The following is a 25,540-nucleotide window of genomic DNA, read 5'->3' on the forward strand; positions in this document are numbered from 1 at the left end:
GTCGGCGCCGGCGGGCGCAACGGTGCCCGCCGGCCCGGCCGGGTTGTGGCCCGCCGCGGCCAGGGCGTCGGCCTGGGCGGCTACGCCCGGCGCGTCCGTGGCGAAGGAGACCAGCCGGGGTGCCGCGACCCCGACGGCGGGCAGCCCGCGGGCAGCAAGTTCGCCCATGATCGCCGTGCCCACGAAGCCGGACGCGCCAATGACCACCCAGGCCTGCCTGGGAGGGGTACCTCTGTGCACGCTTGCCTACTTCTGCTCGGGGTGGTGGGACGGCGGGGTGCCGGGGGTCAGCGGCGGCATGGGTTCCCACGCCGGGTCGGCCAGGATGGTCCGGGACTCCCGCCATCCTTTCCACAGCTCCGCGGTGCCGTGCACCGTTTTTTCAACGGCGGCCAGCCGGAAGAATTCCTTCGCGGCGGTCAGCAGCGTGCCCAGCGCGAAGCCCACCGGATTGAATGCGCCGTGGGCGCGCAGGTAGTGGGCCACGAGCCCGCGGTTGCGCATCACATAGAACCGGCTCAGGTCCGAGGAGTCGTTGAGGTGGCGGAACTTCAGGTCCAGGCTGCGCTGGCGGCGCACCTTGTGCAGCACAAATTCATTGACGTACATCACGGGCCGGGTCAAGGAGACCTGCCAGCCGTAGACGGCGTCGTCCCAGGTGATGAAGAAGCGCGGGTCCGGCAGCCCCACCGCCACGACCGCGTCGGCGTGCACCAGCATGCCCTCAAAGCAGCCCACATTGGTGGGAAATTCGTTGGTGTGCTTAAAGACGTCCCCGACCACCGGCAGGGGGAAGCCCAGAAACGTGCTGAAGCGGTGCTGCCAAAAGAACGGTTCCCCGTCGGCGTCGTAGCGGCGCCCCACCAGGGCGTCATATTTTTCCATCCACGGGCCAAAGGCGCCGATGGCCCCCGGAACCGCGGTGACGTCGTCGTCCATCAGCCACATCCAGGCGGCGCCCTCCTGCAGGGCCCGGGCGACGCCGGCGGAAAAGCCGCCCGCCCCGCCCACGTTGCGCTCCAACCGGTGGTGGATCACCGGCAGCGGCACCGGGAGTGCGGCACAGGCGTCCCGGGCGGCCGCGATGACGGACGCGGTGGCGTCGGTGCTGGCGTTGTCCACCACGACGACGCCGCGCGGGGCCGGACGCAGGGCCCGGATCGATTCCAGCAGCGCCTCCAGGTAGCCGGCCCGGTTGTAAGTGGTGATGACCACATAGACGTTGTCGCGGCGGCTGGGGTGCTCCGTACCTGCCACGCCTAAAACCCCTGGTCCTTGGGCGGGCCGAATTTTGCCCCCCGCACGCCCGCCAGGTAGGCGGACGCCCACTGGGCCAGGCCCTTGAGGTCGCCCTGGCGCAGGAAGAACACCGGGTAGCCGACGGCGTCGGCCACGAGCGAGCGCAAGCGCCGGTGCTTGCGCATCAGGAAGCCCCGATTGCGGTAGTAGAAGAAGCGCTTGAACGCGGTTTCCGGCACGAGGATGTGCAGGCGCGAGCCCAGCACCTCCTGGACCTCGCCCCAGCCGGCCGGGTGGGTCAGCGCGACGGAGGTGACCGTGCCGAACCTTATCTTGGCGGCGCGCAGGCGCATCATGAAGTCGGTCTCGTCCCCACGGATGAACAGGCGCAGATCCGGCAGGCCCACCTTGAAGAACACGTCCGTGCGGATCAGCGCCCCGTTGAAGAACTGGCCGATGTCCTCGATGAAGCCCAGCGGTTCCACCGCCGACCGCTCGTGGGTGATCCGGCCGTGGAGGCGAAACGGGAAGGAGAGCCTGTCCGGGTGGCCGGGGGCGACGATGATTGGCACCACCGCGTCCAGCCCTCGGCTGGACGCGGCGGCCAGCAGCGTGGCCAGGGTGTGGGGGTCCTCGGGATGGGCGTCGTCGTCCATGATCCACACCCACTCGGCCCCGGAGGCCATGGCGCTGAGGATCGCCAGCGAAAAACCGCCGGCGCCGCCCAGATTGGCCAGCGAGCGGATATAGGTGACGTTCGCCGGGGACTCGGCGGCGATCCGTTCAACGGAGGTGGTGCCGGCATCCACCAGGGCGATGGAGTGCGGCGTATGGGTCTGCTGTGCCAGGGCCCCCAGCAAGGTGCGTACGTCGTCCGGCCGGTCAAAAGTGAGCGCGGCGACGGCTACGGTTTCTGGCAAGTTGGATCCTCTCGGCCGGCATCAGCGTGCCCGGAACGGCTAAACAGCGGGTAATCGCCCGAAGCGATTACTATCTTTAGTAGCTTCCACTTTAGTACAGCCCCCATCCAACGGCTGGTTGAGAAGATGAGCGCACACCGCGCGCCACAGCCAAACGGGTAGAAAACGGAATACGAATCACGTTGAATATAGCGAGCAACTCTGCACCTGGGACATCCGCACCATTGCCAAAGGAGGGGGACGGCAAGCCTACGCTGTGGTTGTGGTCACAGGCGTTGCTGGATTCGCTCGCCTGGGCCGTTGCGCTGTTGCTGGCAGTGTTGTTGCGGTACGAGTTGGATGTGCGCCTCATCAACGTCTGGGGCATGGTGCTGCTGGTCGCCGTGGCGGTGGCAACACAGTTGATTGCCGGCTGGTCCCTGGCCCTGTACCGCGGCCGCTACACCTTCGGCAGCATCCACGAGGCCCGCGTGCTGGTGGCCACCACGTTGATCGTCGCCGCGGTCACGAGTGTTTTCCTGTTCATCGTGGTCAACGAGGTCCACGTGGCCCGGTCCGTGAGCGCCATCGCCTTCCCGTTTGCGGCCCTGCTCATGGCGGCCGTCCGCTATGCCAAGCGCCTCTACGTTGAGGGCAAGCCGACGTTCGGCGAGGAGGCCCAGCGCACCCTGATCTACGGCGCCGGCTTCCTGGGCAATTCCCTGGTCACCCGCATGGTGCAGGACCCGGATTCCCCCTACGTGCCGGTGGGCCTGATCGACGACGATTCCGGCAAGAAGCACCTGAGGCTCAGTTCCGTGGGTGTCCTGGGCCGCGGCGATGAACTCCCCGAACTCATCAAGCGCACCAAGTCGACCGTGATCGTGCTGGCCATGGCCCACGTCGAGGCGAAAAAGGTCCGGGAGATCTCCGACAAGGTGGCCGGGCTGGGCGTGAAGGTGCTGGTGCTGCCGCCGCTGCAGGAAATGCTCACGGCCAACACCAACCATGACAACAAGGGCGGCCTGACCGACTTCCGGGAAATTGACGTGGCCGACTTGATCGGCCGCCGCCCGGTGGACATCAAGGTCGACCAGATTGCCGGCTACGTGACCGGCAAGCGCGTCCTGGTCACCGGCGCGGGCGGCTCCATCGGTTCGGAGCTGTGCCGCCAGCTGCACTCCTTCGACCCCGCCGAACTGATCATGCTGGACCGGGACGAGTCCGGCCTCCAGCACACCCAGTTTTCCATCCACGGCCACGGGCTGCTCAATGACAACACCACCGTCCTGGCCGACATCCGCGACGCCCGCACTCTGCGGGAGATCTTTGCCCGCCGCCGCCCCGAGGTGGTGTTCCACGCCGCCGCGCTCAAGCATGCCCCGCTGCTGCAGATGTACCCGACCGAGGGATGGCAGACCAACGTCCTGGGGTCCCTGAACGTCCTGGCCGCCGCCCGCAGCGTGGACGTGGAAACGTTTGTCAACGTTTCCACCGACAAGGCCGCCAGCCCCACCACCGCGCTGGGGCATTCCAAGCGCGCCGCCGAGAAACTCACGGCCTGGATGGCGAACGAGACCGGCCGGCGCTACGTCTCCGTCCGGTTCGGCAACGTGATCGGCAGCCGCGGTTCCATGCTGCCGCTGTTCACCGACCAGATCAACAACGGCGGGCCCGTCACGGTCACACACGAGGACGTCACCCGCTTCTTCATGACCATCCCGGAAGCCTGCCAGCTGGTCATCCAGGCCGGCGCCATCGGTCACGGCGGGGACGTGCTGATCCTGGACATGGGGGAGCCGGTGCGGATCATGGACGTGGCCCGGCGCATGATCGCCATGTCCGGGCGCGAGATCGACATCAAGATCACCGGGCTGCGGCCCTCGGAAAAGCTCCATGAGCAGTTGGTGGGCGACGACGAGGTCAAGGACCCGGACCAGCACCCGAAGATTTCGCACACCCATGCCCGGCCGCTGGCCCCGTCGGAGCTGAACCAGGACCTGTGGCTGCGGCGCTGCGCCGAGGAGTCCGGCCCGGAGCTGCCCTCCATCGACGAGTCCGACGGCGACGTCGCGGCGGGTGCCTGATGGCCGTCCTGCCGGTCGTGTGCGTGGGCGCGGTCGCCTTCGCCCTGGCCCTGCTGCTGCCCCTGCTGGTGCGCCCGCTGCTGAGCCGCGCCGGGGTGCTGGACATTCCCAGCGCGCGGTCCTCGCACCAGAATCCCACCATTCGCGGCATGGGGATTACGACGGCGGTCGCGTTGCCGGCCGCTTTGCTGGCGGCCGTTTTTCTTCCGCTGGGGGAGGGGGCCGGCGGCCAGGCCCGCGCCACCCTGCTGGTGATCGTGCTGGTGGCCGTCTGTGCCGCCGCGATCGGCTGGATCGAGGACATCCGCGGCCTGGCCATCAAGGTCCGCGCCGCGCTCCAGCTCGGTGTTGGGGCCGCGGCCACGGGCGCGGTTGCCGTGATCGATCCGGGCCGCCAGCAGCTGTGGTGGATCCCGGCCGGGGCCATCGCGGTGGCCGCGTACATCAACGTCACCAACTTCATGGACGGCATTGACGGGATCTCGGGCATGCACGGGCTGCTGGTGGGTGCCTTCTACGCATACGCCGGCCTGCTCACCGGCCACCCGTGGCTCGTCTATGCCGGGGTCGCCATCGCCCTGGCCTACGCCGGGTTCCTGCCCTGGAACCTGAGCCGGCGCAAGGTTTTCCTCGGCGACGTGGGCAGCTACCTGCTCGGCGCGGCCATCGCCGTGACGGCCATGGCGGCCTTCCTGGCCCAGGTCCCGGCCGAATACATCTTCTCGCCCGTCCTGATCTACCTGGTGGACACCTTCGTGACCTTCCTGCGCAGGCTGCTGGCGGGGGAGCGCTGGTACGCCGCGCACCGCCAGCACGTCTACCAGCGGCTGACCATCGTCGGCCTGAGCCACCTGCAGGCAACCGGTGTGGTCAGCGCCGCCACGGTGGTGGTCAGCGTCCTGGGCATCGTGGCCGCCCAGGGCGCCAGCGTGGTGCAGGTCGCCGCCACCATCGCCTGCGTGCTGGTGATCCTTCTCTACCTGCGCACCCCAACCCTCTTCCAGCGGCACTTCCGCCGCAAGGCGGCCGCGGCGGAAACGGTGTAACGACGCCGGGGGTCGGCGAGCTGTTCTATCTCATGTAGAATTGACTTGGCGATCTGCGCCTGACCAATCGAACGGCCGAGCCCTCTTGTTGCGGGACTTCTTGCACTGCGCCCGCAACAGTTGCAGCAGCTTGGCCGTTGAAGAAGCCCTCCCACGATGGAGTACCGATGAAGGACAAGAGTGCCGGCTCCGGCGCCGTACGGTGGCCCCTTGAGGCCTCCGGTCCCTCGGCCACCCCGTGGCTGAACATCCTGAAGAAATGCCTCGCGGTGAGCGCCGCGGCCGTGGTGGTCCTGGCCGTGGCGGCCTTGATCTTTGCCGGCTGGCCCGGCGTGGGCAGCGTGGCGTTTGGCGCCGTGGTGGTGGTTGCCTTCTTTGGGCTCAGCCTCCTGGTCGGCCACCTGTACGGGCGGAAGAACCCGTCGGGCGCGCTGGGCGTCTTCATGGTGACCTACCTGGTGAAGGTGGTCGGCTTTGCCGTCATCCTTTTCACCCTCGGCACCCCCACCTGGCTCAGCGGCCCATGGTTCGCCGCGACCGGCGTCGTGGTGGTCCTGCTGTGGCAGGCCACCGAGGTGGTCACCTTCAGCCGGCAGCGGCTCCAGCTCTACAACGACCCCAAAGAACCGGACGCATGACCGGCAAGAATTCCCGAGGCTACTCCGCCGCTTCCGGCAACCCCGATCGCGGCGAAGACAACGGTGGATACAATTCCGGGATGATCGTCTTCAGCTACATTGTTGGCGGAATCGCGGTCTGGAGTTTGATAGGCTGGGGACTGGATAATTTGCTCGGAACCCATTGGATTGTGCTGGCCGGGGCATTCGCTGGCCTGGCCGGTGGTTTCTATTTGTCCTTTGCCCGCCGTTTCAGGACGGCACGGAGCAAGGGAGCCACCGGGAAGTCATCGGGGACGCACGGAGACGGAACCGAGCAACAGTGACACCAAAATTTTTCAATAACTTTGGGGGACCCAAGGCCTCGTCAGGCCCAGTGCCCCGCATCTTGCCCAACTATGAACCCTGCAGAGAGGAAACGCGTTGATCGCGCTTACGCTCCCCGCCCAAGATGGTGGAAGCTTTACCCCGCCCAGCGTCGAAACTCATCTCACGCCGTTCTTCAGCATCGGTGGCTTTGAATTCACCAAACAGACGCTGTTGGTGGTCCTTTCGGTCGTGATCATCGCCTGGTTCTTCCTGGCCGCCGCCCGCAAGGGCAAGCTGGTTCCGGGACGGCTGCAGTACGCCGGCGAGCTGGGCTACAACTTTGTGCGCAATTCCGTGGGTCAGGACGTCATCGGCGCCAAGGACTACAAGAAGTATGTGCCGCTGCTGTTCTCGCTCTTCTTCTTCATCCTGCTGAACAACCTCTTCGGCGCCATCCCGCTGATCCAGCTCCCGAGCTTCTCGCACGTCTCCGGCCCCTATTTCCTGGCCCTGCTGGTGTACGTGATCTGGATCGGCATGGGTGTGCGGGTCAACGGCCTGCGCTACTTCAAGCTGGCTGTGGTCCCCTCCGGCGTCCCGTGGTATATCCTGCCGCTGGTGGTGCCGATCGAGCTGATCTCCAACTTTGTGGTTCGCCCGATGACCCACAGCCTGCGACTCTTCGCCACCATGCTGGCAGGTCACCTCATTGTGATGATCGCCGGCTCCGGCATCGAGTTCCTGCTCGCGCAGGAAAGCATCCTGTTGAAGGGAACCTCTCTTCTGGTACTGGGCGGCGCCATTGCCATGTACATGCTGGAAGCGTTGATCATGGTCCTGCAGGCCTACGTCTTTGTCCTGCTGACCGCGATCTACATTGAAGGTGCCATCCACGCGGATACGCACTAACACCATAAGAATTCCCCGCGGGGGATAACTTGAACCAAACAACCTGCCTACGGGCATCTTGAAAGGAAACACAATGACGGGTGAAATCAACGGCTCACTGAACCTTATCGGTTACGGTTTGTCCGCAATCGGTGGTGCTATTGGCGTGGGCCTGGTTTTCGCTGCCTACATCAATGGTGTGGCACGTCAGCCTGAAGCACAGCGCGTGCTCCAGCCCCTCGCCTTCCTGGGCCTGGCACTGACCGAAGCCCTGGCCATCCTCGGCCTCGTGTTTGCGTTCGTTCTCAAGTAAAGAGAACGCACAACTTTCACACACGAGTAGAAAAGGACGGGTGAAATATGAATAGCCTCATGATTTTAGCCTCCAATGCAGCGGAAGCGGCTCCGAACCCCCTGGCCATCAACTGGTCGGAAATCGTGGTTGTCGCCGTCAGCTTCGCCATCCTCATGTACATCGTGGTCAAGTTCGTTGTCCCGATGTTTGAGAAGACGTACGCGGACCGCACCGCAGCCATTGAAGGCGGCATTGCCAAGGCCGAAAAGGCCCAGGCCGAGGCCTCCGCTGCCCTTGACGAGTACAAGGCGCAGCTGACCGACGCTCGTACCGAGGCGAACCGCATCCGCGAGGAAGCCCGCTCCGAAGGTGCCCAGATTCTGGCGAACCTGAAGGAAAAGGCCGCCGCGGAGTCCGCCCGGATCACGGAGCAGGCACAGGTGGCCATCGCCGCCGAGCGCCAGGCCGCCGTCGTCTCGCTGCGGGCGGAGGTCGGTTCGCTGGCCACCACCCTGGCCGGACGCATCGTCGGGGAGGCCCTGGATGACGACGCCCGCGCCAAGCGCGTGGTGGACCGTTTCCTGGCCGAGCTGGAACAGCAAAGCGAAGGTGCAGTTAACTAATGGCAAGCGTATCGAGCGAATCGCTGGCGACCGCGCTGGCGCAGTTGGAAGCGCAGCTTCCCACCGCATCACTCGGGTTGGCTGAAGAACTTTTCGCCATCCTGGCGATTGTGGACGGTTCGGCCGGCCTGCGCCGGGCGCTGACCGACCCCTCCCGCGCGAGCGAGGAAAAGTCGGCACTGGCGCTCTCGCTGGTCAAGGACAAGGTTTCCGCCCCGGCGGCCGCCATCGTTGGCCGCCTGGCGGAAGCACGCTGGGGCAATGCACGCGACATCGGCGATGCACTCGAGACCTTGGCAGCAACGGTGGTTCTTGCCGTTGCAGAAAACCGGAGCGCATCTGCGAATTCCGGCAACTCCGTTTCCGGCGTCAGCGCCCTGGAGGAGTTGGAGGGCGATTTGTTCTCCTTCAACCAGGTCGTTGGATCCAGCCACGAGGTGCAGCATGCCCTCGTGGAGCCGCAGGCAAGCGAGTCCGCCAAGACGGACCTGGCCCACAAATTGGTTCCCGGCGCGTGCGCCGAGGCCAAGGTGCTGATCCGCCAGGGCGTTGTCCATCCGCGCGGTCACAAGACGACCAAGCTCATCGAACGGTTCATCAACTTGGCCGCGGCACGCCAGCAGCGCTGGATTGCCAACGTCACGGTGAGCCGCCCGCTGGATGACGCGCAGCTGGGGCGCTTGCAGCGCGGACTCAATGCCCTGTACGGGCGTGAGCTGAAAATGAATGTCAGCGTTGAGCCCACACTAATCGGTGGCGTTCGTGTCCGGGTGGGTGACGAAGTAGTGGATGCTTCCGTTATCACGCGCCTGGGCGAATTGCGCCGGCAGCTGGCTGGATAGCCGCAAAGCACAAAGAAGAATCTGGCCGCCCGCCCATCGGGGTGGGAACGGCCGAAAGCTTAGGTCATCGTGAAGAAAAGCGATGATCGCGAAATAGGAGAGCAGGGACTGCAGATGGCCGAATTGACCATCAACGCCGACGACGTCCGTAATGCRTTGAACGACTTCGCGGCGTCCTACGAACCGGGCAACGCCGAGCGTGTCGAAGTTGGCCGGGTTAGCACCGCCGGCGATGGTATTGCCCGTGTGGAGGGTCTTCCCTCCGTCATGGCCAACGAGCTGCTTCGCTTTGAAGACGGCACGCTGGGCCTGGCCCAGAACCTGGACGTTCGCGAGATCGGTGTCATCATCCTTGGTGACTTCACCGGGATCGAAGAAGGCCAGGAAGTTCACCGCACCGGTGAGATCCTGTCCGTGCCCGTGGGCGACGCCTTCCTGGGCCGCGTGGTTGACCCCTTGGGCGCACCCATTGACGACCTGGGCGAGATCGCGGCCGAGACCACCCGGGCCCTGGAACTCCAGGCCCCCGGGGTGACCGAGCGCAAGAGCGTTCACGAGCCCATGCAGACCGGCCTGAAGGCCATCGACGCCATGATCCCGATCGGCCGCGGCCAGCGCCAGCTGATCATCGGTGACCGCCAGACCGGCAAGACGGCCCTTGCCGTCGACACGATCATCAACCAAAAGGCGAACTGGGCCTCCGGGGACACCAACAAGCAGGTTCGCTGCGTGTACGTGGCCATCGGGCAGAAGGCCTCGACCATTGCGGCCGTCCGCCAGACCCTCAAGGACCACGGCGCCCTGGAGTACACCACGATCGTGGCGTCCCCGGCATCGGACCCCGCCGGCTTCAAGTACCTGGCACCGTACGCCGGCTCGGCCATCGGCCAGCACTGGATGTATCAGGGCAAGCACGTCCTGGTGGTCTTTGATGACCTCTCCAAGCAGGCCGAAGCGTACCGCGCCGTCTCCTTGCTGCTGCGGCGCCCGCCGGGACGCGAAGCCTACCCGGGCGACGTGTTCTACCTGCACTCGCGCCTGCTGGAGCGTTGTGCCAAGCTCTCCGATGAGCTCGGCGCCGGCTCGATGACCGGCCTGCCGATCATCGAGACGAAGGCCAACGACGTCTCCGCCTACATCCCGACCAACGTGATCTCCATCACCGACGGCCAGATCTTCTTGCAGTCGGACCTCTTCAACGCCAACCAGCGCCCCGCCGTCGACGTCGGTGTATCCGTCTCGCGCGTCGGTGGTGCCGCCCAGGTGAAGTCGATGAAGAAGGTCTCCGGTACGTTGAAGCTGGAATTGGCCCAGTACCGCGACATGCAGGCGTTCGCCATGTTTGCCTCGGACCTGGATGCCGCCTCCAAGCAGCAGCTGACCCGCGGCGCCCGCCTGATGGAACTGCTCAAGCAGGGCCAGTACGCGCCATTCCCGATCGAAGACCAGGTTGTCTCCATCTGGGCCGGCACCAACGGCTTCCTCGATGACGTCCCGGTTGAGGACATCGGCCGGTTCGAGAAGGAGTTCCTGGAGCACCTGCGCCACGGCTCCTCCATCCTGACCACCCTTGCCGAGACCAACGTCATGGCCGATGACACCGTGGCCGCGCTGAAGACGGCGATCACCGAATTCAAGGCCGGCTTCTTTGGTGTGGGCGACAGCAAGCTGGTGGGCGCCGGACACGAGGAGCATGACGCTCTGGACGAGTCCGCCGTCGACCAGGAGAAGATCGTCAAGCAAAAGCGCTAGCGGCCGTGGCCCGGCGGGCCTGCGCCAACCGCGCAGGCCCGCCGGTTCCCGCCAAAGCTTGGCACTCTTGTGTAGCGAAATTCTAGGAAAGGAAAAGTATGGGAGCCCAGATCCGGGTCTACCGCCAGAAGATCTCATCGACCACGTCGATGCGCAAGATCTTCAAGGCGATGGAACTGATCGCCACCTCGCGCATCGGCAAGGCGCGTACCCGTGTGGCCGCGTCCCTGCCGTACGCGAACGCCATTACCCGCGCCGTCTCCGCTGTGGCGTCGCAGAGTGAAATCGATCATCCCCTGGTGACGGAGCCGGAGCAGATCCGCCGCGCCGCCGTCGTCATCGTTGCTTCTGACCGAGGCCTTGCGGGTTCCTATTCCGCCAGTGTTCTCAAGCAGGCCGAACAGCTCAGCGAGCTGTTGGCCGGCGAGGGCAAGGAAGTGTCCTACTTCCTGGTGGGACGCAAGGCACAGGCCTACTTCGAGTTCCGTGACCGGCCCTATGCGCGTGTTTGGACTGGTGGCTCCGATGCCCCCTTGTTCAGCACCGCCCAGGAAATCGGTGCGGCGGTCCTGGAGGCCTTTGCCACGGAGTACGAGAAGGGCGGCGTGGACGAGATCCACATCGTCTCGACTCGCTTCCAGTCGATGGTTGTGCAGGTACCGCAAGTTGTGCGCCTGCTGCCCCTTGAGGTGGTGGAAGAGGCCGCAGCCAGTGCGGCCGATCTTCTGCCGTTGTACGAGTTCGAGCCGGAAACCGAGCAGGTCCTTGACGCCCTGCTCCCGCGCTACATCGAGTCACGTATTTTCAGTGCTTTGCTGCAGGCGGCCGCAAGTGAACTTGCCGCCCGCCAGCGGGCCATGAAGTCGGCCGGCGACAACGCCACCGATCTCATCAAGAAGTACACGCGACTGCGCAACACGGCCCGCCAGGCCGAAATCACCCAGGAACTGTCCGAGATTGTGGCCGGTGCCGACGCGCTCAACGCGTCCTAACCCGGCGGCAACCTTGCGGGCCCGGCCCGCCAGAAACTGACCCAGCTAGACTTAACACCACGCCATCTACTGATTGAAGTGAGAGAGATGACTGCCACTACTACAGAGCAGGTAGCCGCCAAGGCCGGTGCCGTCGGACGTATTGCCCGCGTCATTGGTCCTGTCGTTGACGTCGAATTCCCCGCGGACTCCATCCCCGGCATCTACAATGCGCTCACCGCCGAGCTGACCCTGGCCGGCGTGACGCGCACCATTACGTTCGAGACCGCACTCCACCTGGGTGACAACCTCGTGCGCGCCATCTCCTTGCAGGCCACCGACGGACTTGTCCGCGGCACGTCTGTCACGGACACCGGCGCCCCGATCTCCGTGCCCGTGGGCGACGGCGTGAAGGGCCATATCTTCAACGTCCTGGGCAAGCCCCTGGACATTGAAGAGTCCGAGCTGACCACCACGGAGCGCTGGCCGATCCACCGCAAGGCTCCCGCCTTTGCCAGCCTCGAGGGTTCCACCGAGATGCTCGAAACCGGCATCAAGGTGATCGACCTGCTGACCCCCTACATCAAGGGTGGAAAGATCGGCCTGTTCGGCGGTGCCGGTGTCGGCAAGACCGTGCTGATCCAGGAAATGATCACCCGTGTGGCCCGCAACTTTGGTGGCACCTCGGTGTTCGCCGGTGTTGGCGAGCGCACCCGTGAGGGCAATGACCTCTGGGTTGAAATGGAAGAGGCCGGCGTGCTCAAGGACACCGCGTTGGTGTTCGGCCAGATGGACGAGCCGCCGGGAACGCGCCTTCGCGTGGCCCTGTCGGCGCTGACGATGGCCGAGTACTTCCGCGACGTGCAGAACCAGGACGTGTTGCTCTTCATCGACAACATCTTCCGCTTCACGCAGGCCGGTTCCGAGGTTTCCACGCTGCTGGGCCGCATGCCCTCCGCCGTGGGCTACCAGCCCAACCTGGCCGACGAGATGGGCCTGCTGCAGGAGCGCATCACCTCCACCAAGGGCCACTCGATCACGTCCATGCAGGCCATTTACGTCCCTGCCGACGACTACACCGACCCGGCCCCGGCCACGACGTTCGCCCACCTGGACGCCACCACCGAGCTCTCGCGTGAGATCGCTTCCCGTGGCCTGTACCCGGCCGTGGATCCGCTGACGTCCACCTCGCGCATCCTCGACCCGCAGTACATCGGCCAGGCGCACTACGACACCGCGGTGCGCGTGAAGCAGATCCTGCAGAAGAACAAGGAACTCCAGGACATCATCGCGATCCTTGGTGTTGACGAGCTCTCCGAAGAGGACAAGATCGTGGTGGCACGGGCCCGCCGCATCCAGCAGTTCCTCTCGCAGAACACGTACACGGCCAAGCAGTTCACCGGTGTCGAGGGCTCCACCGTGTCCATCAAGGACACGATCGAGGGCTTCACCGCGATCTGCGACGGCGATGTCGATCACATTGCCGAGCAGGCGTTCTTCAACGTCGGTGACATGACCGACGTCGAACGCCAGTGGGCCAAGATCCAGGAATCGACCAAGTAACGATGGCCGAACTCCAGGTTGAAATCGTGGCGGCGGACCACTTTGTGTGGTCCGGCGCGGCGAAGATGGTCAAGGCGCGCACGTCCGACGGTGAGATCGGCATTCTCCCCGGCCACTCGCCGCTGCTGGCCATCTTGGCCGCGGGCGAACTGGCCGTCGAGCCCGTTGACGGGAGCCGCATCGAGGTCACCGTGGACGGCGGCTTCTTCTCGGTTGACAGCAACCGGGTCGTGATCGTGGCCGACAACGCGCATCTCCAAGATGGCGCGCCGGCCAACGCAGGGACCCGCTAGCACGGCAAGTGATGAACGTTCCTGGTGCCCCGTTGCTTTTCATGGCAGGAGCGTTCCTGCTGGTCATCATCGCACTGTGCCTGGTGGGGGTGCGCCGCATGCAATTGCGGCGCGCCCTGGGCACCATTGACGCCTCCATCAGCTCGGCGGGAAACCGCTGGCGGATGGGGGTTTGTCGTTACCAGGAGTCGGAACTTGAATGGTTCCGGCTCCTTTCGTTAAGCCCCCGCCCGCACCTGAGGATGGTGCGCAGCGCCATCGTGCTGGTGGGCCGGCGCACGCCCACGGAGGCCGAACGCACCAGGGTTCCGCCCGACGTCGTGATCGTCACCTTGGACTACCGGGGCGAGGAGGTCCGCCTGGCCATGAAATTCGGCGCCTACGCCGGCCTCTCCTCGTGGCTGGAGGCCGGACCGGTTGTCGGCATCGGCACCTGGCGCTAGATTCCAGCGCACTCCCAGCAACTTCCACTAGCATCACAAGCGTTGCCCGTCGAGTGAAGCGGGACTTTTGGACAAGGGCAAGTGATGTAAGTGTTGAAGTGGTTCTATGCCGAGAGCCTCGACTCCGGCCCACTTCCGGCGACCGCCCTGGGCCTTGGGGCCCTTGCCCTGGCCTTCCTGCTCATCCGCCGCTCCCGTCGCTGGTGGTTGTACGCCCTGGTCACGGGGATCGCGTCCGCCGGGGCCGCCATGGCCGCCGGCTGGGCCGTCATCCACGTCTGGTACTGGTGGCCGGAGGACCTGCCAGCCACGGTGCTGGTGTGCGCGGGCGCTGCCCTGTGGGGCCTGGTGCTGGGACTGACGACGGCGGTCCTCGGCCCGGGTGGACCCGCCCGCCCGGGCGCGGGGTTGCGGCACCTGTCCCGGGGAACCGAGCGGCGGCCCGCAGGGGCAGTGCCGTGGGCGCGGCGCGTCACCGCCGTGGGGGCGGCCGTAACGATCGTGGCCGTCAGCGCCCTGGCGATCAATATCTACTTTGGCGAGTACCCCACGGTGGGCAGCCTGCTGCGGGGGGAACCGGCGCTGGCGCGGGGCATCCCCCACTACCTGCAGAAAAAGGATGCCGACCGCTTCCGGGTGCTGCCCGTGAAGGACGGCTGGGTGGCGCCGAAGGGGATGCAGTCCGCCGGCGAGTTTCGCAGCGTGCACATCCCCGGCATAGTTTCCGGCTTCCGGGCTCGCGACGCCGTCGTGTATTTGCCACCGGCGTACTTCACCGCCCATCGCCCCGTGCTTCCCGTAGTGGTGCTGGTCTCCGGCCAGCCCGGCTCGCCGGAGAACTGGCTGCAATCCGGACACGTGGACCAGGCCCTGGCCGGCTATGCGCACGCCCACGCCGGTCTGGCCCCCGTGGTGCTGATGCCGGATCCGAACGGCAGCCAGGAGGCCAACACCATGTGCATGAACTCGGCCCTGGGCCGGGCGGATACCTATATGGCGGTCGACGTGCCACGCTGGATCACCGCGACGCTCAATGTTGACACCAACCATGACCACTGGGCCGTGGCCGGCTTCTCCTACGGGGCGACCTGCGCCATGCAGATGGTGACGCGCCATCCCGACGTGTACAGATCTTTTGCGGCGATCGCCCCGGAGCGGGAGCCGGCGCTGACCGCCAGCCGTGCCGTGACAATCCAGCGCGCCTTTCACGGCAACGCGGCGGCATTCAACGCCCAGGTGCCCCTGACGCTGATGGAGCATCGGAGCTACCCCCTGGTCCAGGGCTGGTTTGCCACCGGCGACCAGGATGCGGTGTTCACCGGGAATGCGATGGTGCTCGAGGCTGCCGGTCGCAGGGCCGGGATGACCCTGTTCCGCTCCACCTTTCCGGGCGGACATTCATGGATCATGGTGACCGAGGCGCTGCCTTCCGCGTTCAGCTTCCTCGGCGCACGGCTGGGGCTGCAGTGATGGCGGGCATTGCCCGGTGGGTGCGGCGCCTCCCGTTCACCGTGGCGATGCTGGCCGTCACCATCGCGGTCCAGGCCGGCACGGGATCGATCCTGCATCCGCCCTCACGCGCCCTGGCGGGTGCGGCCGGCTTCCAAAGTGCGGACCTGTTCACCGGCCGGTGGTGGTCCCCGTTCAGCACCCTGGTCCTCACCGCGAACCCGGCGGCCCTGCTGGCCGGCGCCGCCGTGCTGCTGGGCGTCCTGGGCCTGGCCGAGACCACGCTGGGGACGTGGCGCACGGCCGCGGCCCTCCTCGGCAGCCAGCTGGCCGCCGTCGTCATTTTTACCGGCGTGGTGGAGGTCGGTGCGGCATCGAATCTGGAGTGGCTGGCCGGCATGCGCCAGGCCACCCTGATGGGACCGTACGCGGCGTCCGTGGGTGCGCTCATGGCGGCAAGCCGGCTGATCAGCGTGTTGTGGCGGCGCCGGGTGCGCTCGGTGACCATCGCCACGGCGCTGATGCTCGCCCTGTACGTGGGACACGCGCAAAACCTGTTCACGCTGGTCGGCGCCCTGGCGGGGCTGGTCCTGGGCATCGCTTTCCTGCCGGCGCGCCAGGTCGCACACATCACCCGCTCCACGAGCCGTGAGACGCGCACCAACCTGGCCATTGTGGTGGCCGTGTTTGCCGTGGGTCCCTTGTTTGCGGCCGTGGCCCACGAACCGGTGGGGCCGCTGGCGGCGCTGCGGAACCTGATCGTCAACCCGGTCCCCACCATCAACCAGCTCCAGGCCACGTGCGAGCCGCTGCAGCACGGCTGCCAGGGGCTGGGTCCGTGGGGTCCGGGCGGGCACCTGCTGGCCCTGGCGCCGATGCTGTTGCTCCTTGCCTGCGCCGAGGGCCTGCGGCGCGGAAACCGGCTGGCGCTGTGGATGGCCGTCTACCTGCACGTGATCATCGGCGTCATGTCCGGCGTGTACCTGCAGCTGTTCGCCGGGTTTGGGCTGCCCCTGCGCCGGGGGCACCGCGAACTGAGCATCAACGCCTCGGTGTGGGAACTCCTGCCCGTGGTGCTGGTTCCCTTCCTCATCGCCGGCATCCTGGTTGTGAGCCGGCGGCACTTCCACATCGACGCGAATCCCGTCCTGCGCCGGCGGACCTTCGTGCTGCTGCCGCTGTTGCTGGGCGGATTTGTGGCGCTGTATGCCGCGGCCTGGTTTGGTGAGGGCAATGAAGTGGGCCGGTACGGGATCCTCGGGCTCATCGCCAGCCTGCCGCGGATCCTGCTGCCATACCCGTTTCCCTTCAGCTATGGGGCCTCCGTCTACCCTCACGGCTTCTTTTCCACGCTGCTGTTCGGCATGGGCGGTGCCGTGTTTTGGCTGGTCAGCGTGGTCAGCGTGCTGGCGTTGTTCCTGAGCCGGCGGGTGGCCGCGGGCACCGACCGCGCCGACCGGGCGGCGGCCGCCGCGCTGGTGCGCCGGGGCGGGGACTCGCTGTCGTGGATGGCGCTGTGGCCGGGCAACCACTACTGGTTCAACGCGGCCGGGACCGTGGGGATCGGCTACCAGCTCCACTACGGCGTGGCCGTCACCGTCGGCGGCCCGTTCGGCGACCCGGGGGACTATGCCGCGGCCGTGGACGGGTTCGTCGAGCATTGCGCCGAACAGTCCCTGACGCCGTGCTTTTATTCGCTCACCGCCGATCGCGCCGACCTCCTGACGAGCCGCGGTTTCCACAGGGCCGCCGTGGCCACGGAAACCTTGCTGGACATCACGGCCATGGAATTCAAGGGCCGGGACTGGCAGAACGTGCGCACGGCCCTGAACAAGGCCGCCAAGCTGAACATTTCCGCCCGGTGGCATCGGTATTCGGAGCTCGGCACCGGGTTGCGGACCCAAATCCATGAGATTTCCGAGGACTGGGTGTCCGGGCGGGCGCTGCCGGAGATGGGGTTCACCCTGGGCGGGGTGGCCGAGCTCAAGGACGACAACGTCCAGATCTGCCTGGCCGTGGATGACACGGGCAGGGTCCACGGCGTGACCAGCTGGCTGCCCGTCTTCTCCGACGGCGCGGTGGTCAGCTGGACGCTGGACTTCATGCGGCGCGGCGACGACGCCTTCAAGGGCGTGATGGAATTCCTCATTGCGGAGGCGGTGCTGCACTTCCGCGGTGAGGTGGCGCAAATTTCGCTCTCCGGCTCGCCGCTGGCCATTGCGGCCGCGCCCGACGACGCGTCCACGGTGTGTGACCAGGCACAGCTGGTCGGCACGGGACACGGTGCCGGCGCGGAAGACGACACGCCGGCGGCGTTTGACGACGCGCAGCGTGGCGGCGGGGGACAGGGTGCCGGCGTGGCTGCGGCTCATGGTGAGGCGCCCGTGCATCCGCTGGCGGCGCTGCAGGGCACCTCCATGGATCGCCTCCTGGCCCTGCTGGGCCGGACGCTGGAACCGGTGTACGGTTTCCAGTCGCTGGCCAACTTCAAGAAGCGCTTCCAGCCACGGCACCGGACGCTGTACATGATGTACCAGGACCCGTTTTCGCTGCCGTCCATCGGCCGCGCCGTGGGCGAGGCCTACATGCCCAACGTCTCCGTGCGGCAGATGGCGCGGCTGCTGCGCGGCGCCGGCCGCTAGGCGGCCCGATCAGGTCAGGACGGGCCCCGGAAAAGGTCCGGAACGCACGGATGCCCCGGCCGGTGGCCGGGGCATCCGTGAGGTGGTGAATACGTTTTACAGCGCCGTCACACCCGTGGCCTGGGGGCCCTTGGCGCCCTGGCCGATCTCAAATTCAACTCGCTGGTTTTCCTCCAGTGACTTAAACCCGTTCCCCTGGATTTCCGAGTAGTGCACAAAAACGTCACCCTGCGAATTATCCGGTGTGATGAAGCCGAAGCCTTTTTCAGCGTTGAACCACTTGACGGTTCCCTGTGCCATTGTTTCTCCTCAGTGATGGTATTACATCCGTCATCATGGCATGAGTCACAAGAGTGGTCAACGAACACGACACATATTTACAAAGTCGATGACTAATTGAGCCAAACGCCGGCACGCAACACATGTGCCAGCCCCAGCTCCGGGTCCACCACCAGGGCGTCGGCGCGCAGCCCGCGGCGCAGCGCCCCGATCTCATCGGTCAGCCCCAGGACGCCGGCCGGGACGGCCGTGGCGGCATGCACCGCGTCGGTGAGCTTCACGCCGGCCGCAACGGTGCGGCGCACCACCTCCAGCAGCGTTGCCGTGCCGCCGGCAATGGAGCCGGTGGCGTCCAGCGTGGCCACGCCGTCGGCCACCGTGACGGGGGACGGGCCCAGCATGTACCGGCCGTCCGCGAGCCCCGCGGCGGCCATCGAGTCGGTGACCAGCACCACGTTGTCCGCCCCAACGAGCGCAAAAACCGTCCTGACCGTTTCCGGGTCCAAATGGGTGCCGTCCGCGACCAGCTCGACGGCGGCGCGGCCGGCCTTGGCGGCCCGCAGGCAGGCGGCCACGGGGCCGGGGGAGCGGTGGTGCATTGGTGGCATGCCGTTGAAAAGGTGCGTGACGGTGGGGCGTCCGGAGACGCCGTCGAATCCGGCGGAGTTCAGCCCTTCCCGGGCCTGGGCCAGGGATTCGGCCGCGACGGCCGTGTCGCAGTCCGTGTGCCCCACGGACGGGGTGATGCCGTGGGCCGTCAGCAGGTCCACCAGGTCCGCGGAGCCCGGAAGTTCCGGCGCGTAGGTCATGGTGACGATGCTCCCCTGGCCGGCGTCGATGAGCCGGGCCGTGAGGTCCAGGTCCGGGTCGAGCAGGTAATCGGGGTTTTGTGCCCCGCACCGGGCGTGGGAGAGGAACGGGCCCTCCAGGTGGATGCCGGCCAGCAGGCCCTCGGCCGTCATTTTGGCATAGAGGCCGATGCCCGCGATGAGGTCCTCGGCGGGGGCGGTGACCATACTGGCCAGCAGCGTGGTGGTGCCGGCGCGGTGCAGAAAATCAACGGCCGCCCGGGCGGAGGACTCCTCGCCGCTGGGAAAGTCGCCGCCGTTGCCGCCGTGGTTGTGGACGTCCACCAGGCCGGGCAGGATCATGTGCCCGGCGGGCACCCTCACGATGTCGGCCAGGTCTACCTCGGCCGGGCCGAAGTCCGGTTCGTCAAAGTGGTCGGCACGGCCGGCATACACGATGCGGTCGCCGGCCACGGCAACCAGGCCGGCCTCGATGACGCCGCGGTCGGTGATGACGGATCCAAAGATCAGTTTCTTGGCGGACGTCGCAGAGACGGGGCTGTTGGCTTCACTCATGGATCCAGTCTAGCCAGCGCCATCCGCCCCGGGGCAGGGCGGCCGCAACAGGGCGGGAGCCTAGAAGAGCCGGGAGGCGCTGTCATCGACGCCGCGCATGGTGTCGTAGTCCAGAGTCAGGCAGTCGATGCCGCGGTCCTTGGCCAGGACGCGGGCCTGGGGCTTAATTTGCTGGGCCGCGAAGACCCCGCGCACGGGCGCCAGCAGCGGATCCCGGTTCAGCAGCTCCAGGTAGCGGGTCAGCTGTTCCACGCCGTCGATGTCCCCGCGGCGCTTGAGCTCGATCGCCACGGTGGCGCCGTCGGCGTCCCGGGCCAGGATGTCCACCGGGCCGATCGCCGTGAAGTACTCGCGCCGAATCAGCGTGAAGCCGGCGCCGAGGGTCTCAATTTGCGCGGCGAGCAGGCGCTGCAGATCGGCCTCCACGCCGTCCTTGATCAGCCCCGGATCGACCCCCAGGTCGTGGCTGCTTTCATGGAGCTGCTCGTAGATGTTCACGATCAGCCGGTCGTCGGCCTTGGTGGACTGCACGATCCACTGCTCCATGACGCCGTCCTCAAGGTCGACGTCGGCCGGGCCCACGGTGCGCAGCGTGGCCGGGGGACTCATCCAGTTCAGCGGCTTGTAGGAGCCGCCGTCGGAGTGGACCAGCACGGAACCGTCGGCCTTGACCAGGAGCAGCCGGACGGCCAGGGGGAGATGGGCTTTGAGGCGCCCGACGTAGTCGACGGAGCACTTGGCTATCACTAAACGCACACCCACCACCTTAGCGGGTCGCCGGCCGCGGGCCGCGCCGGCGGCGGATGCCGGTGGGTGCCGCGCCGGTGGCGGGTGCCGCCCCCTGCCGTGCGGCACAATGGTGAGATGCCCCGTTCAAACCATCCGCGCCGTCGTCGCACCTCACTTCCCGGCGGACATCGCGACGCGGACGGCGAGGGGGCCCTGGACCTTGACCGGGCCCGGCTGGGCATCCCGGAGCGCGAATCGGCGCCCGACGGCGAATGGGCGGTGCGCACCATCACGGCCCGGAACGCGCAAAAGGTCTACACCTGCCCCGGCTGCAACCACCCCGTGCAACCCGGCGTGGCGCACCTGGTGGTCTGGCGCCAGGACGCCATGTTCGGCGCCGAGGCCGGGCTGCGTGACCGCCGCCACTGGCACAGCAACTGCTGGCGCGGGCGCAGCTACCGTTACCGATAAGCTGGGATACATGGTTTTTGACCCAGCATCCTTGGACTTCCTCGATCCCGGAACGCCCGTGGCCGTCCGCGCCTCGACCATCCTGCCGGCCGTTCGAGAAAATATTGAACTGACCACCGCGGACGGTCTCACCCTGGTGGGGGAACTGGCCCTGCCCGCCGACGGCGTCGTGCGCGGCACGCTCATCACGCTGCACCCGTTGCCAACGCACGGCGGGTTCATGGACTCGCACCTGTACAAGAAGGCGTCATACCGGCTGCCCGCGCTGGCCGGGATCGCGGTGCTGCGCTTCAACACGCGCGGCACCTCCTCGCCGCGGGGAACCAGCGACGGCGGCTTTGAGGACGGCATCGGCGAGCGGCTCGACGTCGAGGCGGCCGTGCAATTTGCCGTGGACCGCGGGCTGCCCAACCGGTGGCTGGTGGGGTGGTCCTTCGGCACCGAATTGGTGCTCAAATACGGGGCCGTTCCCCCCGTGGCCGCGCAGGTGGAAGGCGCCGTGCTGCTTTCGCCGCCGCTGCACCGGGCCGGCGACGCCGATCTGGCGGCGTGGGCCGCCGGCGGGAAGCCGCTGACGGTACTGGTGCCCGAGCTTGACGACTATCTGCAGCCGCCGGCGGCGAGGGAACGCTTTGCGCGGGTGCCCCAGGCCAGGGTGGTCGCCGTGGACGGCGCCAAGCACCTCTGGGTGGGGGAGAAGTTCGCGGGCCGCGCCCTCAATGAGCTGGTGTCCACGGTGTTGGGCGGCACGGCGCCGCTGCCGACCGAGTGGACGGGTCCGGTGGCCACCGCCTGACGGCGGATGCGCGCGCCGGTGCGCCGGGACGCCGATGCGGACCTGCGCTGCCGGTCTGCCACCAGCGGATGTCCACAGCGGCGTCCCCGCCCGGATGATGGCCGGGGACGGCGGACTAGTGCTCGTCCTGGTGGTTGATGAAGACCTCCCGGACCAGCAGCATGACGGCCGCGGCGGTGGGGATCGCGATCAGGGCGCCGAGCACCCCCAGCAGGCTGCCGCCGGCAATGACGGAGATCACCGCGACCGCCCCCGGCACCGCCACGGCCTTTTGCATGATGCGCGGGGAGACGAAGTACGCCTCGAATTGCAGGTAGGCAACGTAGCAGATGGCGAAGATGACGGCCGTCTGCCAGCCGGCGGTCAGGCTGACCGCGGTCACAATCACGGCCGCCACCATGCCGCCCACCAACGGGATGAACGCCATCAGCGCCACCACAAACGCCAGCAGGACGCTGAAGGGCACGTTCAGGATGGTCATGACGATGAACGCGTAGGTGGCGTTGAGCACTGCCACGCACACCTGACCGATGACGTAGTTGCCGACGCCGGCGGTGATCTCCTCGCTGAGATCCTCCACCCGGGCGCGGCGGGAGCGGGGGGCCAGGCGGTAGCCCCACTTCTTCATGGTCGGCAGCGAGGCCAGGAAGTACAGACTCAACACCAGCACGATCAGCGTGCCGAAGAGGCCGTTGGCGATGGTGCTGCCCACGCCCACCACACCGCCGAAGATGCCGCCCACGGCCTGGGAGTCCTGGAAGAACTTCTCCACCTGCGTATTGAGCGTGTCGATGACGTGATACTGGACGTCCAGCTGGCGGAAGAAATCCGAATTGAGGAAATCGGTGATCCAGCCCGGGGCCTTGGTGATCAGCTGCGTGGTCTGGTCAACGATGGTGGGGATCAGCGTGGCAAAGAACATGGCCACCAGCCCCAGCAGGGACGCCAGCACCAACACGATGCCCAGCGGCCGCGGCACCCTGCGTTGTTCCAGCCAGCGCACCACGGGGTCCAGGCCCAGCGAGATGAACAGGGCGGTCACAATCCACAGGAGCAGCTGGGAAGTGTTTGCCATGATGTAGTTCAGGAACAAGGCGATGCCCACGCCCACCGTGCCCATGAACCCCAGGTAGATCGGATGCCGGAACATGGCACCGGGCGCGGGCTGCTCCACGGCCGCCGCCTGGCCCAATTCCGCGGATTCCGGGGGGATCGTGAAGCGGACGCGGGGCTGGGCGCCGGGCAGCGGCTGCTTGACCCTGTTGAGCAGCCAGGTGCGCCACCCGCGCCCGCCGGAGACCGGGACCGGCTTGGCGGGTTCGTGTCCTGCCACCAGCGGATCGGCCCGGACGACGTCGGCCGCGTGTTCGGGCGGGATGGGCTCGCCGGCGGTGTCCGGCTGGGGTGCCTCGGGTTCGGTCGGAGAGCTCACGGGGTGCTGCCTTCTTATCCGGAGCGGTGCGGCCCCTGCAGGTGATGGTGAGATGAGATTATCAGCGGCGGGCGCCGGTGCGCCTGATTAAGCCGGTGTCCCCGCGCCTGTGGGGCCAGGCCGCGGTGGCCGGACCCGGGCACGACGGGCGATTGAGAGCCCCCGGCGCCGGTGCGGTATCGCTGAGAGTGAGATTGACCTCGGAAACTGCCCCAAAGATAACGAAACGGTTACCCTTTAACAAAGGATCTTCATAGTTCTCCACCGATGTTAGGTATGTACTTGCGTTCAAAGATTGCCATTGGACTGGCCATTGTGGGCATATTGCTCCTTGGCCTTGGGATAGGCCAACGCACCATCTGGCTGCCGCCGGCCACCGTTACGGCCGCCGTCGGCACCTCGGTCAAGCCGGCCCCCGTGACCGTCATAGGCCCCGAGGTGCTCAAGGCAAAGGACGGCCAATTCACCATGACCATCAAGTCCGCCGGACCGATCCAACTCGCGGTGGCACGCGAACGGGACATCAACGGCTGGATCGGCGACGCCGCGCACACCACCATTTCCGGGGTAAACGCCGACTTCACCGAGTTGACGGCCGAAAGCACCGCCGGCGTGGAGAAGGTGCCCAACCCGGCGGGCTCCGACATGTGGGTCAGCGAAGAGAAGGGCACCGGCGAGCTCCAATACTCCTGGGAGTCCCCGGGCCACGGCGACTGGGCCCTGCTGGTCTCCGCCGACGGCACCGCCCCGGCCCCGACAGACATCACCCTGACCGCCGACAACACGGCCGGGACGCCGTGGGCCGTGCCGCTGATGATCTTCGGCTCCGCCCTGCTCGCCATCGCGGCGCTGCTGCTGTTCGTGACCCCGCGCAAGCCCACAGCGTCCGCCGCCGGCCGCCGATCGGCCGGGCGCGCCCCGTCCGACCCCGCCGCGGGCACCCGTGAGGTTGAACGCCTCGTGGCCGCCCGCGCCAGGGCCCGTTCCGGCGCCACCATCGCCGACATGGGCCGGTCCCGGCACGGCGGAGCCGCCGGCCGGCCGGCCGCGACACCGGTCGTTGACATCTCGGGCGCTTCCGCGGCCGGGCTGCCGCGCGGAGTCTTTGGCCCGCCCGCCGGGCTGACCGCGAACCAGACACCGGCCGTGCCCGCCTCCCCGCCCTCTGTCCGGGCGGACGCCGCATCCACTGCCAAGCCCGCCTCCCGCTCCGACGACGACTCCGAGCCCCGCGGCGGTTCCGGCGGCACCGGCACCGGCGGCACGGGTTCCGGCGGCACCGGTGGCTCCGGCACCGGCACCGGCATGGGCGGCGCCCCCGGCACCGGCACGGGCGGCGCCCCCGCCCAAGACGGCGTCCCCGCCCAAGACGGCACCGCGGAATTCGCGGCAGCCCCGCCCGGCCCGGTCCGCCGCGGCCGGCTGGCCGTCCGGTCCGCGCGCGTCCGCTGGGGCGCTGCGCTCGCCGCCGTCGTGGTCGCCGGCAGCATCACCCCGGCCGTCGCCGCCGACCCGACCACCCCGGCGCCCGCGCCCGCCGCCTCCTCACCGGCGGCGACCGGCGCGGCACCCACGAGTGCCRCACCCCAGGCTCCGGGCATCCCGGTGCTGCTGGACAGCCAGGTGGAGCGCATCGCCGCCGCGGTTGCCACGGTCGTCTCCACGGGGGACAACGCGAAGAATGCCAAGGAACTGCAGTCCCGGGTCTCCGGCCTGGCCCTGCAGGTCCGGACCGCGAACTACACCATCCGCTCCAAGGTCGCCAAGGCGGCGGCGCCCCAACCCGTGAACAGCACCAAGCTGCTGGCCAAGGTGGTGACCACCACGGCCACCTGGCCGCGCTCGGCCGTGCTGGTGACCAAGGGGGAGAACAACCCCCTGCCGCAGCTGCTGACCCTGGTGCAAAGCAGTGCGCGTGAGAACTACAAGCTGGTCCAGGCCACGCCGCTGCTGCCGGGCCAGACGTTCCCCACCATTGACAAGGAAGGAACGCCGGAGGTTCCCCTGGACGCCGCCAACGGTCTGAAGATGAGCCCGAAGGACGCCGTTGCGGCGCTCAGCGACAGGTTGACCAAGAGCAACAGCAAGTGGAAAGCCTCGTTCAAGGACAACGTCTACCTCACGGACTCGCAAAAGTACCAGGCGGAGACGCTGGCGAAGTCCAAGGATGCCACCATCGTCTTCAGCCACAAGGCGGACGACAAGTCGACCATCGCCGTTCGCACCGCCGACGGCGGGGCCATGGTGGTGGTGGGCTATGCCTTCAGCGTTGATTCCACGCCCAAGAAAAGCGCGACCATCAACGTCTCCGATCCGGCCGCCGTCGCCCTGGCCGGCGGCAAGGACTCCACCAAGGGCGTGGTGGTGACCTACGGTGAACCCATCGTGATGGTCATTCCCCCGGCCTCCTCCAAGGACCTGATCAACATCGTCTCGGCCAGCCGGGACCTGGTCGGAGCCAAATTTAAGTAACAGGTTTCGCCCGCGGCGTGATCTTTCAAGCGCGCGGGC

At 67.1% G+C, this 25,540-nt stretch carries 24 protein-coding genes and 1 pseudogene; 18 read left to right on the plus strand and 7 right to left on the minus strand.

Annotated features, from left to right (window positions below):
- The 3 genes and pseudogenes from AB4Y80_RS11370 to AB4Y80_RS11380 all read right to left on the minus strand — a co-directional run.
- Window positions 1-240: pseudogene (locus tag AB4Y80_RS11370) on the minus strand (hypothetical protein); the annotation flags it as partial.
- Between the two features lie 6 nt (window positions 241-246).
- Window positions 247-1,257 (minus strand): glycosyltransferase, encoded by a 1,011-nt coding sequence (locus AB4Y80_RS11375; protein WP_442214253.1) that lies wholly within the window; start codon window positions 1,255-1,257, stop codon window positions 247-249.
- A gap of 2 nt (window positions 1,258-1,259) precedes the next feature.
- Window positions 1,260-2,159: a glycosyltransferase family 2 protein gene (locus tag AB4Y80_RS11380; protein ID WP_442214255.1), complete on the minus strand. Its 900-nt coding sequence runs from the start codon at window positions 2,157-2,159 to the stop codon at window positions 1,260-1,262.
- Between the two features lie 275 nt (window positions 2,160-2,434).
- Between AB4Y80_RS11380 and AB4Y80_RS11385 the strand changes: the two genes are divergently transcribed.
- From AB4Y80_RS11385 to AB4Y80_RS11455, 15 genes are all read left to right on the plus strand, one after another.
- The gene (locus AB4Y80_RS11385; RefSeq protein WP_442214256.1) at window positions 2,435-4,225 is read left to right on the plus strand and encodes a polysaccharide biosynthesis protein; all 1,791 of its coding nucleotides are present in this window, start codon (window positions 2,435-2,437) and stop codon (window positions 4,223-4,225) included.
- A complete protein-coding gene (locus AB4Y80_RS11390) occupies window positions 4,225-5,271 on the plus strand; it encodes an MraY family glycosyltransferase (RefSeq protein WP_442214257.1) in 1,047 nt (348 codons plus the stop codon). Before AB4Y80_RS11385 ends, AB4Y80_RS11390 begins: the two co-directional genes overlap by 1 nt.
- A gap of 167 nt (window positions 5,272-5,438) precedes the next feature.
- A complete protein-coding gene (locus AB4Y80_RS11395) occupies window positions 5,439-5,909 on the plus strand; it encodes a hypothetical protein (protein ID WP_442214259.1) in 471 nt (156 codons plus the stop codon).
- The gene (locus AB4Y80_RS11400; RefSeq protein WP_442214260.1) at window positions 5,906-6,214 is read left to right on the plus strand and encodes a hypothetical protein; all 309 of its coding nucleotides are present in this window, start codon (window positions 5,906-5,908) and stop codon (window positions 6,212-6,214) included. The genes AB4Y80_RS11395 and AB4Y80_RS11400 overlap by 4 nt, the downstream gene beginning before the upstream one ends.
- Window positions 6,215-6,311: 97 nt before the next feature.
- A complete protein-coding gene (atpB, locus tag AB4Y80_RS11405) occupies window positions 6,312-7,106 on the plus strand; it encodes a F0F1 ATP synthase subunit A (protein WP_442214261.1) in 795 nt (264 codons plus the stop codon).
- Window positions 7,107-7,179: 73 nt separating this feature from the next.
- Complete coding sequence (gene atpE, locus AB4Y80_RS11410) at window positions 7,180-7,398, plus strand: ATP synthase F0 subunit C (protein ID WP_054011807.1); 219 nt, start codon at window positions 7,180-7,182, stop codon at window positions 7,396-7,398.
- 47 nt (window positions 7,399-7,445) lie between these two features.
- Complete coding sequence (locus AB4Y80_RS11415; protein WP_442214262.1) at window positions 7,446-8,003, plus strand: F0F1 ATP synthase subunit B; 558 nt, start codon at window positions 7,446-7,448, stop codon at window positions 8,001-8,003.
- The gene (locus AB4Y80_RS11420; RefSeq protein WP_442214263.1) at window positions 8,003-8,845 is read left to right on the plus strand and encodes a F0F1 ATP synthase subunit delta; all 843 of its coding nucleotides are present in this window, start codon (window positions 8,003-8,005) and stop codon (window positions 8,843-8,845) included. Before AB4Y80_RS11415 ends, AB4Y80_RS11420 begins: the two co-directional genes overlap by 1 nt.
- Before the next feature lie 114 nt (window positions 8,846-8,959).
- Window positions 8,960-10,597 (plus strand): F0F1 ATP synthase subunit alpha, encoded by a 1,638-nt coding sequence (gene atpA, locus AB4Y80_RS11425; protein WP_442214321.1) that lies wholly within the window; start codon window positions 8,960-8,962, stop codon window positions 10,595-10,597.
- Between the two features lie 98 nt (window positions 10,598-10,695).
- Entirely contained in the window at window positions 10,696-11,589 is an 894-nt protein-coding gene (locus tag AB4Y80_RS11430; protein ID WP_442214264.1) for a F0F1 ATP synthase subunit gamma, read from the plus strand.
- A gap of 87 nt (window positions 11,590-11,676) precedes the next feature.
- Complete coding sequence (gene atpD / locus AB4Y80_RS11435; RefSeq protein WP_442214265.1) at window positions 11,677-13,131, plus strand: F0F1 ATP synthase subunit beta; 1,455 nt, start codon at window positions 11,677-11,679, stop codon at window positions 13,129-13,131.
- Between the two features lie 2 nt (window positions 13,132-13,133).
- A complete protein-coding gene (locus tag AB4Y80_RS11440) occupies window positions 13,134-13,424 on the plus strand; it encodes a F0F1 ATP synthase subunit epsilon (protein WP_442214266.1) in 291 nt (96 codons plus the stop codon).
- 11 nt (window positions 13,425-13,435) lie between these two features.
- A complete protein-coding gene (locus AB4Y80_RS11445; protein ID WP_442214322.1) occupies window positions 13,436-13,867 on the plus strand; it encodes a DUF2550 domain-containing protein in 432 nt (143 codons plus the stop codon).
- A gap of 90 nt (window positions 13,868-13,957) precedes the next feature.
- Complete coding sequence (locus AB4Y80_RS11450; RefSeq protein WP_442214267.1) at window positions 13,958-15,337, plus strand: alpha/beta hydrolase; 1,380 nt, start codon at window positions 13,958-13,960, stop codon at window positions 15,335-15,337.
- Entirely contained in the window at window positions 15,337-17,958 is a 2,622-nt protein-coding gene (locus AB4Y80_RS11455; protein WP_442214268.1) for a bifunctional lysylphosphatidylglycerol flippase/synthetase MprF, read from the plus strand. The genes AB4Y80_RS11450 and AB4Y80_RS11455 overlap by 1 nt, the downstream gene beginning before the upstream one ends.
- Window positions 17,959-18,054: 96 nt before the next feature.
- Here the strand turns inward: AB4Y80_RS11455 and AB4Y80_RS11460 are convergent, their stop codons facing one another.
- The 3 genes from AB4Y80_RS11460 to nucS all read right to left on the minus strand — a co-directional run bounded on the left by AB4Y80_RS11460 (window position 18,055) and on the right by nucS (window position 20,357).
- A complete protein-coding gene (locus tag AB4Y80_RS11460) occupies window positions 18,055-18,258 on the minus strand; it encodes a cold-shock protein (RefSeq protein ID WP_442214270.1) in 204 nt (67 codons plus the stop codon).
- 92 nt (window positions 18,259-18,350) lie between these two features.
- The gene (locus AB4Y80_RS11465; RefSeq protein ID WP_442214271.1) at window positions 18,351-19,601 is read right to left on the minus strand and encodes an N-acetylglucosamine-6-phosphate deacetylase; all 1,251 of its coding nucleotides are present in this window, start codon (window positions 19,599-19,601) and stop codon (window positions 18,351-18,353) included.
- 60 nt (window positions 19,602-19,661) lie between these two features.
- Complete coding sequence (nucS, locus tag AB4Y80_RS11470) at window positions 19,662-20,357, minus strand: endonuclease NucS (RefSeq protein ID WP_442214273.1); 696 nt, start codon at window positions 20,355-20,357, stop codon at window positions 19,662-19,664.
- A 108-nt stretch (window positions 20,358-20,465) separates the two neighbouring features.
- On the opposite strand from nucS, the gene AB4Y80_RS11475 reads away from it, so the two are divergent.
- On the plus strand, window positions 20,466-20,801 hold the full coding sequence (locus tag AB4Y80_RS11475; RefSeq protein WP_442214275.1) for an ATP/GTP-binding protein: 336 nt from the start codon (window positions 20,466-20,468) through the stop codon (window positions 20,799-20,801).
- A 10-nt stretch (window positions 20,802-20,811) separates the two neighbouring features.
- Window positions 20,812-21,597, plus strand: coding sequence for an alpha/beta hydrolase (locus tag AB4Y80_RS11480; protein ID WP_442214276.1), 786 nt, complete (start codon window positions 20,812-20,814; stop codon window positions 21,595-21,597).
- A 115-nt stretch (window positions 21,598-21,712) separates the two neighbouring features.
- Here AB4Y80_RS11480 and AB4Y80_RS11485 read toward each other — a convergent pair whose 3' ends face one another.
- Window positions 21,713-22,867: an AI-2E family transporter gene (locus AB4Y80_RS11485; protein WP_442214323.1), complete on the minus strand. Its 1,155-nt coding sequence runs from the start codon at window positions 22,865-22,867 to the stop codon at window positions 21,713-21,715.
- Between the two features lie 444 nt (window positions 22,868-23,311).
- Between AB4Y80_RS11485 and AB4Y80_RS11490 the strand changes: the two genes are divergently transcribed.
- Window positions 23,312-25,501, plus strand: a complete 2,190-nt coding sequence (locus AB4Y80_RS11490; protein ID WP_442214277.1) for a hypothetical protein — start codon at window positions 23,312-23,314, stop codon at window positions 25,499-25,501.
- Window positions 25,502-25,540 lie beyond the last annotated feature (39 nt).

This window comes from Specibacter sp. RAF43, from assembly GCF_052114065.1.
GTDB lineage: Bacteria > Actinomycetota > Actinomycetes > Actinomycetales > Micrococcaceae > Specibacter.